This window comes from Flexivirga aerilata (assembly GCF_013002715.1).
In the GTDB taxonomy this organism is placed as follows: Bacteria; Actinomycetota; Actinomycetes; order Actinomycetales; family Dermatophilaceae; genus Flexivirga; species Flexivirga aerilata.
Genome location: NZ_JABENB010000001.1, coordinates 255,186 through 270,883, shown reverse-complemented (window position 1 = coordinate 270,883; position 15,698 = coordinate 255,186). Strand labels below are relative to the sequence as shown.

18 protein-coding genes are annotated in these 15,698 nt (G+C 71.2%); 12 read left to right on the top strand and 6 right to left on the bottom strand.

Annotated features, from left to right (window positions below; all coding sequences use genetic code 11):
- The first annotated feature begins 103 nt into the window (after window positions 1–103).
- Window positions 104–1,315, top strand: a complete 1,212-nt coding sequence (locus HJ588_RS01275; RefSeq protein ID WP_171151207.1) for a S1C family serine protease — start codon at window positions 104–106, stop codon at window positions 1,313–1,315.
- A 52-nt stretch (window positions 1,316–1,367) separates the two neighbouring features.
- On the opposite strand, the gene HJ588_RS01270 is transcribed toward HJ588_RS01275, so the two are convergent.
- Together HJ588_RS01270 and menE are read right to left on the bottom strand one after the other, a co-directional pair.
- Complete coding sequence (locus HJ588_RS01270; protein WP_171151206.1) at window positions 1,368–2,252, bottom strand: 1,4-dihydroxy-2-naphthoate polyprenyltransferase; 885 nt, start codon at window positions 2,250–2,252, stop codon at window positions 1,368–1,370.
- Between the two features lie 48 nt (window positions 2,253–2,300).
- Window positions 2,301–3,446 (bottom strand): o-succinylbenzoate--CoA ligase, encoded by a 1,146-nt coding sequence (gene menE / locus HJ588_RS01265; RefSeq protein WP_171151204.1) that lies wholly within the window; start codon window positions 3,444–3,446, stop codon window positions 2,301–2,303.
- Window positions 3,447–3,477: 31 nt separating this feature from the next.
- On the opposite strand from menE, the gene HJ588_RS01260 reads away from it, so the two are divergent.
- Both HJ588_RS01260 and HJ588_RS01255 read left to right on the top strand, forming a co-directional pair.
- Complete coding sequence (locus HJ588_RS01260) at window positions 3,478–4,224, top strand: SDR family NAD(P)-dependent oxidoreductase (protein WP_171151202.1); 747 nt, start codon at window positions 3,478–3,480, stop codon at window positions 4,222–4,224.
- 43 nt (window positions 4,225–4,267) lie between these two features.
- Window positions 4,268–5,092, top strand: coding sequence for an inositol monophosphatase family protein (locus HJ588_RS01255; RefSeq protein ID WP_343036545.1), 825 nt, complete (start codon window positions 4,268–4,270; stop codon window positions 5,090–5,092).
- A gap of 9 nt (window positions 5,093–5,101) precedes the next feature.
- Here the strand turns inward: HJ588_RS01255 and HJ588_RS01250 are convergent, their stop codons facing one another.
- Window positions 5,102–6,115 (bottom strand): o-succinylbenzoate synthase, encoded by a 1,014-nt coding sequence (locus HJ588_RS01250; protein ID WP_343036544.1) that lies wholly within the window; start codon window positions 6,113–6,115, stop codon window positions 5,102–5,104.
- Between the two features lie 31 nt (window positions 6,116–6,146).
- Between HJ588_RS01250 and HJ588_RS01245 the strand changes: the two genes are divergently transcribed.
- The gene (locus HJ588_RS01245) at window positions 6,147–7,079 is read left to right on the top strand and encodes a 1,4-dihydroxy-2-naphthoyl-CoA synthase (RefSeq protein WP_343036543.1); all 933 of its coding nucleotides are present in this window, start codon (window positions 6,147–6,149) and stop codon (window positions 7,077–7,079) included.
- An 88-nt stretch (window positions 7,080–7,167) separates the two neighbouring features.
- Window positions 7,168–7,761: a TetR/AcrR family transcriptional regulator gene (locus HJ588_RS01240; RefSeq protein ID WP_171151195.1), complete on the top strand. Its 594-nt coding sequence runs from the start codon at window positions 7,168–7,170 to the stop codon at window positions 7,759–7,761.
- Here HJ588_RS01240 and HJ588_RS01235 read toward each other — a convergent pair.
- A complete protein-coding gene (locus HJ588_RS01235; protein WP_246241735.1) occupies window positions 7,720–8,190 on the bottom strand; it encodes a MarR family winged helix-turn-helix transcriptional regulator in 471 nt (156 codons plus the stop codon). The genes HJ588_RS01240 and HJ588_RS01235 overlap by 42 nt on opposite strands.
- A 92-nt stretch (window positions 8,191–8,282) precedes the next feature.
- On the opposite strand from HJ588_RS01235, the gene HJ588_RS01230 reads away from it, so the two are divergent.
- The 6 genes from HJ588_RS01230 (at window position 8,283) to HJ588_RS01205 (ending at window position 13,525) form a co-directional block, all read left to right on the top strand.
- Window positions 8,283–10,154, top strand: a complete 1,872-nt coding sequence (locus tag HJ588_RS01230) for an ABC transporter ATP-binding protein (protein ID WP_246241734.1) — start codon at window positions 8,283–8,285, stop codon at window positions 10,152–10,154.
- 35 nt (window positions 10,155–10,189) lie between these two features.
- Window positions 10,190–10,873, top strand: coding sequence for a hypothetical protein (locus HJ588_RS01225; RefSeq protein WP_171151193.1), 684 nt, complete (start codon window positions 10,190–10,192; stop codon window positions 10,871–10,873).
- A 158-nt stretch (window positions 10,874–11,031) separates the two neighbouring features.
- Window positions 11,032–11,613, top strand: a complete 582-nt coding sequence (locus HJ588_RS01220; RefSeq protein ID WP_171151192.1) for a hypothetical protein — start codon at window positions 11,032–11,034, stop codon at window positions 11,611–11,613.
- Window positions 11,610–12,215, top strand: coding sequence for an HAD family hydrolase (locus tag HJ588_RS01215; protein ID WP_212755239.1), 606 nt, complete (start codon window positions 11,610–11,612; stop codon window positions 12,213–12,215). Before HJ588_RS01220 ends, HJ588_RS01215 begins: the two co-directional genes overlap by 4 nt.
- Window positions 12,216–12,387: 172 nt before the next feature.
- Window positions 12,388–12,771: a cold shock domain-containing protein gene (locus tag HJ588_RS01210; RefSeq protein WP_171151190.1), complete on the top strand. Its 384-nt coding sequence runs from the start codon at window positions 12,388–12,390 to the stop codon at window positions 12,769–12,771.
- 4 nt (window positions 12,772–12,775) lie between these two features.
- On the top strand, window positions 12,776–13,525 hold the full coding sequence (locus HJ588_RS01205; protein ID WP_171151188.1) for a DUF3027 domain-containing protein: 750 nt from the start codon (window positions 12,776–12,778) through the stop codon (window positions 13,523–13,525).
- Between the two features lie 216 nt (window positions 13,526–13,741).
- On the opposite strand, the gene zwf is transcribed toward HJ588_RS01205, so the two are convergent.
- Window positions 13,742–15,187: a glucose-6-phosphate dehydrogenase gene (gene zwf / locus HJ588_RS01200; RefSeq protein ID WP_171151186.1), complete on the bottom strand. Its 1,446-nt coding sequence runs from the start codon at window positions 15,185–15,187 to the stop codon at window positions 13,742–13,744.
- Between the two features lie 74 nt (window positions 15,188–15,261).
- On the opposite strand from zwf, the gene HJ588_RS01195 reads away from it, so the two are divergent.
- Entirely contained in the window at window positions 15,262–15,435 is a 174-nt protein-coding gene (locus HJ588_RS01195) for a hypothetical protein (RefSeq protein WP_171151184.1), read from the top strand.
- Window positions 15,436–15,450: 15 nt separating this feature from the next.
- On the opposite strand, the gene HJ588_RS01190 is transcribed toward HJ588_RS01195, so the two are convergent.
- Window positions 15,451–15,681: a DUF2530 domain-containing protein gene (locus tag HJ588_RS01190; RefSeq protein WP_343036542.1), complete on the bottom strand. Its 231-nt coding sequence runs from the start codon at window positions 15,679–15,681 to the stop codon at window positions 15,451–15,453.
- Between the last annotated feature and the right edge of the window lie 17 nt (window positions 15,682–15,698).

The window sequence follows — 15,698 nt, the reverse complement described above, 5'->3', positions numbered from 1 at the left end:
GCGGCGCGCCTCCACAGCCGGCCCACAACGTCCCCCGGGTCCGGCCATGGGGTGAACTCCTTGACTACGGGGTAGATCATTTCTTGCCTCGAAGGAGTCCCTGATGTCGCGTCGTCTCGCATTCGCCGCAGCGGCGATCACCGCTGTCGCGCTCGTCCCCACCGGTGTGGCGGCCGACCTCGCGGCCCGTGGCGGCATCTCGCTCTCCGCCTCCGCGCCCTCGGTGACCATCCCGAGCGTGCCGCAGATCCCCGGCCTCAGCCCGGGCTCGGGCTCGAGCGACGCCCCGTCATACGGCGGTGGGCAGGACGGGTCGAGCGGGTCGAACGGCTCAGGTGGATCGAGCGGCTCGGACGGCCAGCAGGCCAATCCGTGGTCGCAGCAGGCCAGCAACTCGGTGTCCGGCACGCCGATCTCGTCCTCGCCCGGCGTGGTGATGATCGACACCGTGCTGATGAACGGCGAGGGCGCGGGCACGGGCGTCGTGCTCTCCTCCGACGGGACCGTGCTCACCAACTACCACGTGGTCGACGGCTCGACCCAGATCCGGGTCGTCGCCGCCGGCGGCAAGACCTACACCGCCAAGGTCGTCGGGCACGACGAGCAGCGCGACATCGCGGTGCTGAAGCTCGAGGGCGCGAGCGGGATGACGACGGCGAAGCTCGACACCGCCAGTGCCGTGCTCGGCGAGAAGGTCACCGCGGTGGGTCAGGGCGGTGGCCGCGGCACGCTCTACCAGACCGGCGGCACCGTCACCGGCACCGGCCGGCAGATCACCGCCCGCGGTGAGGACGGCGGCTCCTCGGAGTCGCTCACCGGGCTGATCGAGACCAACGCGCAGATCGTGCCGGGTTACTCCGGTGGCGCGCTGCTCGACAGCGACGGGGAGGTGATCGGCATCAACACCGCTGCGTCGTCCTCGACACCGATCACCGGCTACGCGATCCCGATCACGTCGGCGGTGTCGATCGCGCAGCAGATCGAGGCCGGCACCCGCTCCGGGTCGGTGCACATCGGCGCGCGGGCGGCACTCGGTGTGCAGGTGTCCTCGAGCACGAGCGGGAGCGGCTACGGCGGCTCGACCGCGGGTGCGTCGGTGATCGGGGTGACCGAGGGCAGTGCCGCGGCGAACGCCGGCATCGCGGCGGGGGCGACGATCACCTCGATCGGCGGTCAGCGGGTCACGTCTGCCGACGCGCTGGGCACGCTGATCGAGGACAAATATCCGGGCGACAGCGTCAGCGTCACCTGGGTCGACGCGAACGGTGCCGCACACACCGCCAAGGTCACCCTCGGCACCAGCCCGCAGAACTGACGGCCGCCGCTCCCGATGTCGCGGCCCGTCGCGGCTGAGTTCGCTCGCTCGCTCAGGCGGTGCGGTGGGCCAGGTAGAGCCCGAGCCCGAAGAGCACGCCGTAGGCGAGCATCGTCATGCCGGTGCCGGCGAGCACCGGGATGAGGTCGCGGCCCTGGGCGCCGCGCAGCACCTGCACGGCCGGGCGCACGGCCGGCAGCAGGCCGACCGCCGCGATGCCGGCCCACGGGTGCTGCAGCGCGGCGAGGCCGACCATGACCAGCGCGACGACCACGAAGCCGGCGTAGAGCAGGCGGGTCTTCCGGTCGCCCAGACGCACCGCGAGCGTGCGCTTGCCGGACACGGTGTCGCCGGGGATGTCGCGCAGATTGTTGGCGACCAGGATCGCGCAGGCGATCGCGCCCACCCCGACGGCCGCAGCCCAGCTGGACGACTCGAGCGTGCCGGCCTGGGTGTAGGTCGTGCCCAGGGTGGCGACGAGGCCGAAGAAGACGAAGACGAAGACCTCGCCGAGACCCAAGTAACCGTAAGGGTTATCGCCGCCGGTGTACTTCCAGGCGGCGATGATCGCGGCCACGCCGACCAGCAGTAGCCAGAACTTCCCGGTCAGTGCCACCAGGGCGAGGCCGCACAGCCCGGCGAACGCGAAGCAGCCGAATGCCGCGAGTTTGACGCTGGCCGGGGTGGCCAGGCCCTGGCCGACCAGACGCACCGGGCCGACCCGCTTCTCGTCGGTGCCGCGGATGCCGTCGGAGTAGTCGTTGGCGAAGTTGACCCCGACCTGCAGCGCGAGCGAGACCAGCAGCGCCAGCAGGGCGTAGCCGAGGTTGGCCTTGCCGATCGCGTAGGCCGATCCGGTGCCGGCCACGACGGGCGCGACGGCAGCGGGCAGGGTGCGCGGACGGGATCCGCCGATCCATTCGTTGAGCGTGGCCATGGTGCTGTGCGACAACTTCCGGGAGGCGCGAACGCTGCGGCGTGCGCCTCAGCGGGGGGCAGGCAGATTCTGCCACCCGGGCGACTGCGCGAGCGCGGCACGGTCCGGCTTGCCGGGGCCGCGCAGCGGCAACTCCTCGACCAGCAGCAGTCGCTTCGGGAGTGCGTATGACGGGAGTCGCTCCCGCAGCGCGGCGCGGATCTCGGCCAGCTCCAACGGCTTCCGGGCCCGGACCGCGATCGCGACGGCCTCGCCCCACTCGTCGTCCGGCAAGCCCAGGGCGACCGCCTCGATCACGTCGGGCAGCTGGGTCGCCGCCTCCTCGACGACGCGTGGCGCGACCTTCAGGCCGCCGGTGTTGATCAGGTCGTCGCCCCGGCCCAGCACGTGCAGGCGGTCCTGCTCCCAGCTGCCGATGTCGTCGGTGCGGAAGGTGCGGGTGCCGTCGGGCAGCTCGCCGAAGACCGTGGCGGTCAGCTCCGGCGCGTCGAGGTAGCCCGAGGCGATCGTGTTGCCGCACAGGGTGATCCGGCCGTCGTCGTCGAGTCGCACGCTCGTACCGGTGAGGGGGACGCCGTCATAGACGCAGCCGCCGGAGGTCTCGCTCATCCCGTAGGTCGTCAGCACCCGCACCTCGGCGTCCGCGGCCTCGGTGAGCAGCGACGGCGCCGACGCGGCACCGCCGAGCAGCAGCCCGTCGTAGGCGGCGAGGGCCTCCCGGGCTGCCGGACCCGCGTCGAGCAGCCGACGCAGCTGGGTCGGCACCAGTGAGGTGTAGCGCCGTGCACCCGTGAGCGCCCTTGTGGCGGATATGAATTCGTCGACGCCGAACATCGTCAGCGTGATGGGTGCCACGCCGGCACGCAGCGAGCGGATGAGCACCTGGGTGCCGGCGATGTGCTGGGGCGGCATCGGCAGCAGCCATTGGCCGGGGCCGCCGAGGCGCTCGTGGGTGGCGTCGGCGCTCGCGACGAGCGCGGCCCGGCTGAGCATCGCGCGCTTCGGAGTGCCGGTCGAGCCCGAGGTGCTGACCACCAGGGCGATGTCGTCGGGCACTTCGGCCGCGTCCGGGGGAGGGGTCGGCTCGGCATACGGGCTGAGCGGGGGGCCGGTGCCGTCGAGCGCCGCCGCGAGTGCCGAGCGGTAGGAAGCGAGCTCACCGGGGCGCACGAGGTAGGGGAGCAGGGTCGGCACCGGTCAAGGTTACGTCTCTATCGTGTGCCCCATGAGCACACGCATCGCAGTCGTGACCGGGGCGAGCAGCGGCATCGGGCGGGCGACCGCGCGCCGGCTGGCGCAGGACGGTTTCGAGGTGATCTGTGCGGCGCGCCGCACCGACCGCATTGAGGAGTTGGCGCGGGAGATCGGCGGCCGGGCCGTGACCTGCGACGTCACCCGGCCCGAGGACATCGCGCGGCTCGCCGAAGCCGCCGGCGACCGGGTCGACGTGCTGGTCGCCAACGCCGGCGGCGCGCTCGGCACCGACTACGTCGCGCAGGCGGACTTCGCCGAGTGGCGCACGATGTACGACACCAACGTGATCGGGGTCGCCGCGAGCATCCAGGCGCTGCTGCCGGCGCTCACCCGCGCGCACGGCGTCATCGTCACCGTGGGGTCGGTCGCGGCCCTCACGGCATACGAGGGCGGCGCGGGCTACTGCGGGGTGAAGGCCGCGGTGCGTTCGATGATGCAGTCGCTGCGTCTGGAGCTGTGGGACCAGCCGGTGCGGGTGTGCGAGGTCGACCCGGGGATGGTCAAGTCCGATGAGTTCTCCCTGGTGCGCTTCCACGGCGACCGCGAGCGCGCCGAGCAGGTCTACGCGGGCGTGCGGCAGCCGTTGACGCAGGAGGACATCGCCGACTGCATCGCGTATGCCGCGACGGTGCCCGAGCACGTCAACATCGATCAGCTGGTGGTCCGTCCGCGGGCGCAGGCCGCGGCGCACAAGGTCTTCCGGGAGCCGACGGACTGAGACGGGTGCGCGGGCGCGCGCGGCGGCAGGGCATAGTGAGGGTGTGCAGACTGACGAGGTCCTGACCCTGCTGCAAGAAGTCGCCGCCGACGTCATCACCCCGCGATTCCGGTCGCTCGCCGACGGCGAGGTGATGGAGAAGAACCCCGGTGACCTGGTCACCGTCGCCGACCGCGAGGCCGAGATCGAGATCACCCGCCGGCTGCGGGACGCCTACCCGGACGCGCTGATCGTCGGGGAGGAGGCGGTGGCCGCCGACCGGGCGATCCTGGAGGCCGCGGCCGACGCCGACCACTGGTTCACCGTCGACCCGGTCGACGGCACCCGCAACTTCGTGCACGGCTCACCCGACCACGCGGTGATGGTCGCCGAGCTGCGCGGCCCGCAGGTGGTGCGCAGCTGGATCTGGCAGCCCGAGCACGAGCTGGCCTATGTCGCCGAGCGCGGCGCCGGCGCGTGGCGTGGCGACGAACGCCTGAGCGCGGCCCCGCGGGATGCGGCAGCGGCGCGCGGGCGCACCTCGCGACGGTCGTTGGTCGGTGCCCGGCTGGGTGACCTGCCGCCGCTGGAGCTGACCTGGGTGAGTTGCGGCATCGACTACCCCAAGCTGGCCGAAAACGCTTGCGAATACTTGCTTTACGGCAATGCGATGCCCTGGGACCACGCGCCTGGGTCGTTGCTCGTCGCCGAGGCCGGGGGAGTGACGACCTACCCGAGCGGGCAGCTCTACGACCCCACGAGTGTGTCCGGTCCGCTGATCTCCGCGGGCGACCCCGACGTCTCCGCGCGCGTGCGTGACGCGCTCCCCGGCAGTGACGCGATGCGTCAGTTGCACCCGACCGCGAAGTCGTCGTTGCCGGTCGAATGACGCCCGGCGTTAGAGCAGCGGGTGGCAGTCGGCCACCCGCTGCCGCCACCAGGAGACCCGGTCCGGCGCGGCGGCGTATCGGTCGAGCAGCTCGGGCGACGGTGCCGGCCGGCGCACGCGCAGCGAACCGGCTTGCGGCACCAGCGAATCCGTGACCACATCGCCGTCCATCAGCCCCAGGGTGCCAAGGCCGCAGGCGTGCGGCAGGTCGGGAAGGGCGGCGGCGAGGGCCAGCCCGGCGGCGATGCCGACCGAGGAGTCGATCGCGCTGGACACCACCGTCGGCAACCCTGCCTCCTGCGCGATCTCGAGCGCGGCGCGCACGCCGCCGAGCGGCGCGACCTTCACCACCGCCACGTCCGCGGCGCCGACGCGCGCGACGTGCAGCGGGTCGTCCGCCTTCCGGATCGACTCGTCAGCCGCGATCGGCACGTCGATCCCGCGCTGTGCCAATGCTTTTCGCAGGCTGATCAGCTCGTCCACGGTCGCGCAGGGCTGCTCCGCATATTCCAGGCCGTATGACGAGAGCCGCGCAAGGGCGTCCAGCGCGTCGTCGACCGACCAGCCGCCGTTCGCGTCGACCCGCACGAGACCGCCGGCACCCATCACCTCACGCACCGCCGCCACCCGGGAGAGGTCGTCATCGAGCGACTGCCCGCGCTCGGCGACCTTGACCTTCGCGGTCGTGCAGCCGTCATAGCGGGCCAGCACGGCGGGCACCTCGGCGGCCGGCACCGCCGGCACCGTGGCGTTCACCGGCACCGACTCGCGCACCGGCACCGGCCAGGAACCCCACGCGGCGTCGATCGCTGCGCCGAGCCAGCGAGCCGCCTCGGGAGCGGCATACTCCAGGAACGGCGAGAACTCACCCCACCCGGACGGCCCTGGGAGCACAGCGATTTCGCGATGCAGCACGCCGCGGAAGCGCACCCGCATCGGGATGCTCACCACGCGCATCGTCGACAACAGGGTGTCGAGGTCGACCGGGCCCTCGGCAAGGCCGTCGGCAGGAGTGTCGCTCACGGCATACGACGGTAGTCATAAGCTCCAGGGCGTGAGTGACCAGATCAGCGAGATCTTCGACCCGACGGCATGGGAGCCGGTCGAGGGCTTCGACTTCACCGACATCACCTACCACCGGTGCGTGCGCCCGGGCCCCGAGAAGGGCACCGTGCGCATCGCGTTCAACCGCCCGGAGGTGCGCAACGCGTTCCGGCCGCACACGGTCGACGAGCTCTACCGCGCGCTCGACCACGCCCGCATGACGCCCGACGTCGGCTGCGTGCTGCTCACCGGCAACGGCCCGAGCGCCAAGGACGGCGGCTGGGCGTTCTGCTCCGGCGGCGACCAGCGCATCCGCGGCCGCTCGGGCTACCAGTACGCCGAGGGCGAGACCGCCGACACCGTCGACGCGGCACGCGTGAAGGCGCAGGGCGGCCGGCTGCACATCCTGGAGGTGCAGCGGCTCATCCGCACGATGCCGAAGATCGTGATCGCGGTCGTGAACGGCTGGGCGGCCGGCGGCGGCCACTCGCTGCACGTGGTCTGCGACCTCACGATCGCCTCGCGGGAGCACGCCCGCTTCAAGCAGACCGACGCCGACGTGGGTTCGTTCGACGCGGGCTACGGCTCGGCCTACCTCGCCAAGCAGGTCGGCCAGAAATTCGCCCGCGAGATCTTCTTCCTCGGGCGGGCGTATGACGCCGAGACCATGCAGCGGATGGGTGCGGTCAACATCGTGGCCGACCACGCGGAGCTGGAGCACGAGGCGCTGGTCGCGGCGGCCGAGATCAACGGCAAGAGCCCGACCGCGCAGCGGATGCTGAAGTTTGCGTTCAACCTCACCGACGACGGGTTGATGGGGCAGCAGGTCTTCGCCGGGGAGGCGACCCGCCTCGCCTACATGACCGACGAGGCCGTCGAGGGCCGCGACTCCTTCCTGGAGAAGCGTGACCCCGACTGGTCCGGATTCCCCTGGTATTTCTGACTTTCCAGCCGTCAAGAGTTCGCTGCGCCTCGGGAACACGCCCGCCGCCGATGATGCGACTCCAGGCTCCACGTGTTTCACTGCCTCGATGCACAGTCGCCCCCGAGCCGGAGAAATCGATTCCGGCGCCGACATTCGCCGCCGCCGCATGCTCGATGCGGCGGTGCAGGCATTCGCCCGCGGCGGCTATCACGGCGCGACGACGGCGGAGGTCGCGCGATACGCAGGCGTGAGTCAGCCGCGCATCATCCAGGTGTTCGGCACCAAGCTCGAGCTCTTCCTCGAGGCGCACCGCTACGCGGGCGACCTCATGCTGGAGGCCTTCGCCGCCAATCTGCGGCCACCCTTCGACGCGCAGTCGGTCGGCCGCACCTACACCGACCTGGTGATGCGCCGGCCGGAGCTCAGCCTGATGATCTTCAACGCGTTCACTGCGGCCGACGAGCCGCGGATCGCGCAGGAGGCCCGGCGGCTCTTCCTCGAGATCGTGCAGCTGCTGCGCGAGCAGGGTGGCGCGGGTGACCAGGAGCTCAGCGCGTTCCTCGCCCGCGGCATGCTGATCAACGCGGCGTTGGCGATGCAGCTGCTCGGGCGAGAGGGCGAAACCGACTGGGCACCATTCGTTTTCGGCCTGCCGGCGTCAGTCGCCGGCGACTCGGCCGTGGTCGAGGACGCGCACTAGCAAGTCCCGCAGCACCTGCTGCTCCTTCGTCGTCAACGCCCCGAACACCTCGTCGCTGCGGCGCGCTCGCGCCCGGTCGAGCCGTCGCCGCAGGGCACGGCCGTCGTCGGTCAGGGAGATCAGCACCGCCCGCCGGTCGGCCGGGTCCGGGGTGCGCCGCACCAGCCCGCGCTCCTCGAGCGCGTCGATGACCTCGGTGGCCGAGCGCGGTGCGATGTCGAGGTGCTCGGCCACGGTCGACAGCCGCAGGCTGCCGTCGGCACCATGCCGGCTGACGACCCCGAGCGCCCGCGACTGGTGGGGGGACAGCCCGTAGGGCTCCAGCTCCGAGAGGTTGGCCCGCCGCAGCATCCGGGCCGTCCGCTGCACGAGCTGGCCGAGCTCGTTGCGGGCCGGCTCGTCAAGGTCTCGCGTCATACCGGACGTCATGCCGGAATAGTACGGCGATTGCGGCGGTTGCAGCAATGTGAGGTAACCTCACTAACTGACTTCCACACACTGCGAAGGGCAGGTGATGCCGCATGACGGCCACGCCCACACTCCCCGGCTCGCCGGGCATGACAGCGTCCCGCGCGACCGGTGAGCGGTCGGGCCCGCCGACCGGCACCCGCGCCAGTCGCCGCAAGGACCCCAAGGACGTCGAGCAACTGACCGAACACCCGGTCTCCCTGCGCCGGGTGGCCGGCCTCTTCGGGCCGCACCGGGTGCCGCTCGCCGTCGTCACCGCGATCATCGTGGTCAGCTCGCTGGTCGGGCTGGTCACGCCGTTCCTCACCAAGCACCTGATCGACACCGCGATCCCCCAGCAGGACGTGCGGCTGCTGCTCACCCTCGTCGGCGCCATGCTCGCGGTCACCGTAGTCACCCAGGCGCTCGGCATCGTGCAGACCTACCTTGCGACCGGCATCGGTCAGCGCGTCATGCACGGACTGCGGACCGACCTGTTCACCCACCTGCAGCGCATGCCGCTCGGCTTCTTCACCCGCACCCGCGGCGGCGAACTCCAGTCACGGCTGACCAACGACGTCAACGCCATGCAGGGCGTGGTCACCAACACTGCGACGTCGATCGCCACCAACGTCACCACCGCGGTCGGCACCGCCGTCGCAATGGTCGTGCTGTCCTGGCGGCTGTCGCTGCTCAGCCTGCTGATCCTGCCGCCGGCGATCTACCTGACCCGTCGCGTGGCGCGGCTGCGGCGCGCCATACAGAACAAGGCGCAGCGGGCGCTCGCCGACCTGCAGACCCAGATCGAGGAGTCGCTGTCGATCAGCGGCGTCACGCTCGCCAAGACCGTCGGCTCGGGGCCCGCGCTGGCACGGCGATTTCGCGAAACCTCCACCGATCTCACCGCACTCGAGGTGCAGTCGCAGCTGGCCGGCCGCTGGCGGATGGGCACGATGGCGATCATCTTCGCCGCCATCCCGGCGCTGATCTACCTGGCCGCCGGCCTGCCCGCCACCGGCGGCGGGATGACGATCGGCACGCTCGTCGCGTTCACCGGCCTGCAGGCGGCGCTGTTCCGTCCGGTGCTCGGGGTGCTCAACGTCGGTGCCGAGGTGGTCACCTCGATGGCCCTCTTCAGCCGCATCTTCGAATACCTCGACCTGCCCGTCGACATCGACGACCCGGCCGACCCGGTCGTGGTCGACACCGCCACGGCTCGCGGCGAAGTGACGATGACCGGCGTCGGTTTCCGCTACGACGGCGCCGACCGCGACGCGCTCACCGGCATCGACCTGACGATCCGGCCGGGCGCACAGGTCGCCCTCGTCGGGGCCACCGGGTCGGGCAAGTCGACGCTCGCCGGGCTGGTCTCGCGGCTGCACGACCCGGCGACCGGCGCCGTGCGCATCGACGGCGTCGACCTGCGGGAGATGACCCTCCAGAACGTCGCCGGCCTGGTCGGCGTCGTCTCGCAGGAGACCTACCTGCTGCACACCACCATCCGCGACAACCTGCGCTACGCCCGGCCGGACGCCACCGACGAGCAGATCGAGCGGGCCGCCCGCGCCGCCCAAGTGCACGACCTGATCATGGAGCTGCCGGACGGCTACGACACCGTCGTCGGCGCCCGCGGCCACCGCTTCTCCGGCGGTGAGAAACAACGTATAGCGCTGGCCCGCACCATTCTGCGCGATCCGCCGGTGCTGGTGCTCGACGAGGCGACGAGCGCACTCGACAACGCCACCGAGCGCGCCGTGCAGCTGGCCCTGGACGAGGTGAGCCGGGGACGCACCACCCTGACCATCGCGCACCGGCTGTCGACCGTGCGCGACGCCGACCTGATCGTGGTGCTCGACCAGGGGCGCATCGTCGAGCGCGGCACGCACGAGCAACTGCTCGCCGCCGACGGTGCCTACGCGAGGTTGTGGCGCGCCCAGTCCGCGTGATCTGCTGACCGCACCGCACCACCGGAGGGGGAACCATGCAGCTGCCCAAGCGACGCGGCGTCGCGCTCACCGTGATCGGCGCCGTGCTGATCGTGATCCTCGCCCCTGCTGCGCTCGCGATCGGGATCTGGCGCGGGGTCGCGGGCGGCGTCGACGAACTCAACAACCAGGACGACCTGCCGCCGGGCAGCACCTACCGGGTCGACGACAGTGCCGAGCGCACCATCCTCGTGGCCGGGTCGTATGACGAGGCGGCCCCGACGCCGCTGCCCACCTGCCGCGTCACGGCGCCGGACGGCAGCCAGGTGCCGGTCGCCGAACCCACCGGCAAGCTCTCGGTCGAGTGGGGCGACGCGTCCTATCACAAGGCGGCCGTCTTCACCCCGCGCGGCGAGGGCGACTACCGGATCGACTGCGGCGAGTCCGCCAAGGTCGTGCGGACCACGCTCGCCAACGACATCAGCCGAAAAGTGTTGGTGCCCCTCGGGATCGGCATCGGCGCCGCCGCCCTGAGCTTCATCGCCGGCGTGATCATGCTGGTGGTCGGCATCGTCAAGTTGTCCAACTCCGGCAAGGAGCGCCGCCTCGCGCAGCAGGCCGCCGGCGGCTACTACCCCGGTGGCTACTACCCGCCGCAGGGTTACCCAGAACAGCACGGGCAGCAGCCGCCGCAGAAGCCGGGCAACCCCGGCAACCCCGATGACCCGTATGCCCGGTGAGCCGGGCGACTTCGACCATGTCGTCGTCGCGCGGTTCAGCGCGGTCTTCGCGCCGAAGTCGACATACAGCCGATCCTGCCGATCGAACTGTGTTTGCACGGTTTCGACGAAGCCGACCGCGAGCGCGTCGTCGCTGTCGACCCGCGTCGTGATCAGGTATGTCGCAGTCGCCCGCTGCGACCACCCGCGGCAGGGCAGCAAGGAACATCTCGTGGGTCCACACCGGCGCGCGCGAGGTGCAGGTAGACCGCACCGGCGCGGTCTACCTGCACGACCAGCCGTCGGCGGCGTTCCAGTCGCTGATCGAGCGGCGCCAGCCCGGTCGGTTGCCCTACACGATCTTCGGCCACCCGCAGCACACCTTCGTGCGCACCGTCGGCCCGCAGCTGCGCGTCCGCACGCCGCCGATGTGGCTGCAGATCGTGCACGGCAGCAATATCGCCAACTCGATCCGCGGGCCGCGCATCTCACCGGACGTCATCGCGGAGCGCTTCACGATCGACCTCGGGTATGACGCCCACTGTCGCGGGATCCGGTTGATACCCGGGCGTATTCGTTCGTTCGGGCAGCTCGGCGTGACCTGGCTGCGCAACCCGACGCTCGTCCCCTGGTGCGCTGAGGCGATGATCGACCGCATGCACGGCACCCGAGTGCGCGGCGTGACGCCCGCCCCAGAACCCGCCCCGATCCGGCACCCCCGGAGATTACGCGACCGGCTCACGAGGCGGGCCGACCGGTGAGCCTGACCGTAGGCTTCGACCTCGACATGACTCTGGTCGACTCCAGCCGGGGCATCCTCGACTGCATGCAGCACGTGCTGCGGGCGCGCGAGGTCGACGCCTCGGACGCGCAGCTGTGGCCGCTGCTGGGGGCGCCGTTGCGGGACAACCTCGCGCACTTCCTGCCCGCCGACCAGGTGGCATCGGCGGCCGCCGACTACCGCGCCCACTACCTGGAGCACGCGGTCGAGGTCACCGTCGCGATGCCCGGCGCCGTCGAACTCGTCGACGCCATCCACGCCGCCGGGGGCACGGTGCTCGTCGTCAGCGCCAAGCACCCGGTCGCGGTGGAGGCGGTGCTGGAGCACGTCGGCATCCGGCCCGACGTCGTGGTCGGCGACCTGTTCGCGCACGACAAGGCGGGGCCGTTGCGGGAGCACGCGGCCACGGCATACGTCGGCGATCACGTGGGTGACCAGCAGGCGGCGCACGCCGCCGGCGCGCTGGCGGTCGGTGTCACGACCGGGCCGCACGACGCCGAGACGTTGCGGGACGCCGGCGCGCAGCTGGTCGTGGGCTCGCTCACCGAACTCACCGGGCGGGTCGCCGAGCTCGCCGGGTGACCGGCATACGGCCAAAGGATTCGTGGGTGGGCGCACCGACGCGTTAATCTTGCGCGGTTGGACATGCGCAGCGTCCCGGCCGGCCGACCGCCGGCCAGCAGCACGGGGGAGCGCCGGCGCGTCCGGCCCGACGACAACGTTTTCCCGACGACATTCACGAGTAGGTGGCACGGTGCCTTCCGGCAAGGTCAAGTTCTTCGACGCCGACAAGGGTTTCGGCTTCGTCTCCGGTGACGACGGCCAGGACGTCTTCCTGCCCTCCAGCGCGCTGCCGAGCGGCACGACCGCGGTCAAGAGCGGCACCCGCGTCGAATACTCGGTGGCCGAGGGCCGCCGCGGCGCGCAGGCGCTCAGCGTGACCCTGGTCGACCAGGGCCCCTCGCTCGCCGCCCGTCACCGCAAGCCAGCCGACGACATGGCGGTCATCGTCGAGGACCTCATCAAGCTGCTCGACGACCTCGGCAACGGCCTGCGTCGCGGGCGCTACCCCGACAAGCGCCACGGCGCCAAGATCGTGGCCGTGCTGCGCGCGGTCGCGGACGACCTCGAGGTCTGAGGCCATGGCCAAGGCGGAGAAGATCAAGTCGGACAAGGTGCTGCTCGGGGCGGTCGAGCTGGCCCGTGACGCTGCCCTCGACATCGCCGAGCCGGGCACCGTCGGCGACCACGCCGGCTCGGTGATGCTCGGCGACCGCATCGCGATGCACTACTTCACCTGTCTGTCCCGCGGCTACGTCGGCTGGCACTGGGCGATCTCGGTGGCGCGTGCGCCGCGGCAGAAGTTCGCGACCGTGTGCGAGACCAGCCTGCTGCCGACCGACGCCGCCGTGCTCGCCCCGGACTGGGTGCCCTATGTCGAGCGCCTCGCACCCGGTGACCTCGGCGCCGGCGACGAGCGCCCCTACATCGCCGACGACCCGCTGCTGGAGCAGGGTTTCGAGGCGACCGGTGAGGAGGACGTGGACCAGACGGCGTTCTTCGAGCTCGGCCTCGGCCGGACGCGGGTGCTGTCGGCCGAGGGCCGCGACGCCGCCGCCCAGCGCTGGTATGACGGCAGCTCCGGCCCGCACACCGACGTCGCCGAGCAGGCCAGCATGCACTGCACCACCTGCGGTTTCTTCGTGCCGATGCCCGGCGCGCTGCGCCGTGTCTTCGGCGTCTGCGCCAACGAGTGGTCGCCCGACGACGGCCGGGTCGTCTCCCTCGACCACGGCTGCGGCGCCCACAGCGAGAGCGACGCTCCCCAGCACGCCCCCGAACCGGTCGACGCGCCCGTGCTCGACGAGTTCGCGGTCGACGTCTCGAGCTGACCCCGCCCTTTCGGGTGACCCCTGCTTTTCCGGGGTCACCCCAGCATTTCTCGACCCTCGGCATACCAACGCGCCGAGAAACTCCCGACCCTCGGCGCGTTGCAGTGCCGAGGGTCGAGAAATGTCCGGCGGCCGCGGGTGCCGCTGGTGGCGTGCAGAAGTCGCGACGGTCGCGAGGTATGACGGCTCGCCGCGCCGCGCGAACCACCCCGCCGCTCAGTGCTTCTCGCGCCACTTCCGCTCGAACGGCAACCGCCAGGTGCGCGGCGCGACGAGCTGGTGGATCTGGTTGGGACCCCAGGACCCGGGCGCGTAGGGGCGCACCGGGGGTTCGTTGTCGATCAGCGGCTGGCTGATCTCCCACAGGCGCTCGATGCCCTCGGCCGTGGTGAACAAGGTGCGGTCACCGCGCACGGCGTCGTAGATGAGCCGCTCGTAGGCCTCCAGGACCGAACCCGCCCAGTCGGTGTCGTGCACCGCGAACTGCATCGACAGCTTGTCCAGCCGGAAGCCCGGCCCGGGACGCTTTCCGTAGAACGACAACGACATTCGCGCTTCGTCGGCCAGGTCGAACGTCAGGTGGTCCGGCCCGTGCTGGCCGACACCGGAGCCCTGCGGGAACATCGACTTCGGCGGTTCGCGGAACGCGATCGAGATGATGCGCTGCCCCTCGGCCATCTTCTTGCCGGTGCGCAGGTAGAACGGCACGCCGGCCCACCGCCAGTTGTCGATGCGGCACTTCAGCGCGACGAACGTCTCGGTCTCCGACTCCGGGTGCACGCCCTTCTCGTCGCGGTAACCCTGATATTGCCCGCGCACCACGTCCATCGGCTCCAGCGGCAGCATCGACCGGAAGACCTTGTTCTTCTCCTCGGTGATCGCCTCCGGCTCCAGCGACGTCGGCGGCTCCATCGCGGTGAACCCCAGCACCTGGAAAAGGTGGGTGACGACCATGTCGCGGAACGCGCCGGTGCCCTCGTAGAACCCGGCGCGGCCCTCGAGCCCGAGCTCCTCGGGGACGTCGATCTGCACGTGCTCGATGAAGTTGCGATGCCAGATCGGCTCGAACAGACCGTTCGCGAAGCGGAACGCCAGGATGTTCAGCGCCGCCTCCTTGCCGAGGAAGTGGTCGATCCGGAAGATCTGCTGCTCGTCGAAGACCTCGTGCACCGCGGCGTTCAGCGCACGCGCGCTCGCCAGGTCGGTGCCGAACGGCTTCTCCATGATCACCCGGGCGCCCTTGACCAGGCCCGCCTCGCGCAACGTGCCGATGACGTCGAGCGCCGCCTTGGGCGGCACGCTCAGGTAGTGCAGCAGCTGGATCGGCTCCGGCATACCCTCCTCCGCCTCGCGCACGGTCTTCTCCAGCGCGGCCGGACCGGCCGAACTCGGCACGTAGTAAAGGCGTTTGGCGAAGGCGCCCCAGATCTTCTCGTCGACCGCATGCTTGGAGAAATCGTCGATGGACTTGCGCGTCAAGTCGATGAATTCGTCCCGGGTCAGGTCCTCCATCGACGTGCCGACGACCCGCAGGTCACCGAGCAGATGCGTCGCGAAGAGACGGAACAGCCCCGGCAACAGCTTGCGGCGGGCGAGGTCGCCGGTGGCTCCGAAGAGCACGACGGTGGTGGAGGTTTCCTGCGTCGTGGGCGCTTGCGTCATGGCTCTACTGTGGCACCCGCCGCGAGCGCCCGGGCAAGTCCTGCCGATGCCGCCGGGGCGTAGGGTCGGACGCCATGGGATTTCTCAGTGGTGTCAAGGAGCGCCGGCAGGCGCGCATCGCCCGGATCCGGCAGCGGGCCTACGACAAGGCGATCGCTGCCGGCAAGACGCCGGAGGAGGCGGACAGGGCGGCCGACCGCGCCCTGCGCAAGCGCCGTGCCGTGCTGATCGGTGGCGGCGGCAGCTGAGCCCGCGTCCCGCCGTCAGGCCGCCGAGGCGTTGCCGCGGCCGCGCCGCACGTAGGCCCAGCCGAGCGCCCCGAGCCCAGCGCCGGTCGCGCAGGTCCACGGCCACCAGTCGCGGTCACCCGAGTGCAGCGACGGTATGACGAGGGTCACGATCAGCGCGACGACCCACAGCGCGATGCCGACCTCGACCACCCGCAGCACGTCCACCTTGACGGGCAGCAGCTCGTCGGGTTCCGGATCCGTCACACGCAGCAGCCTACTGG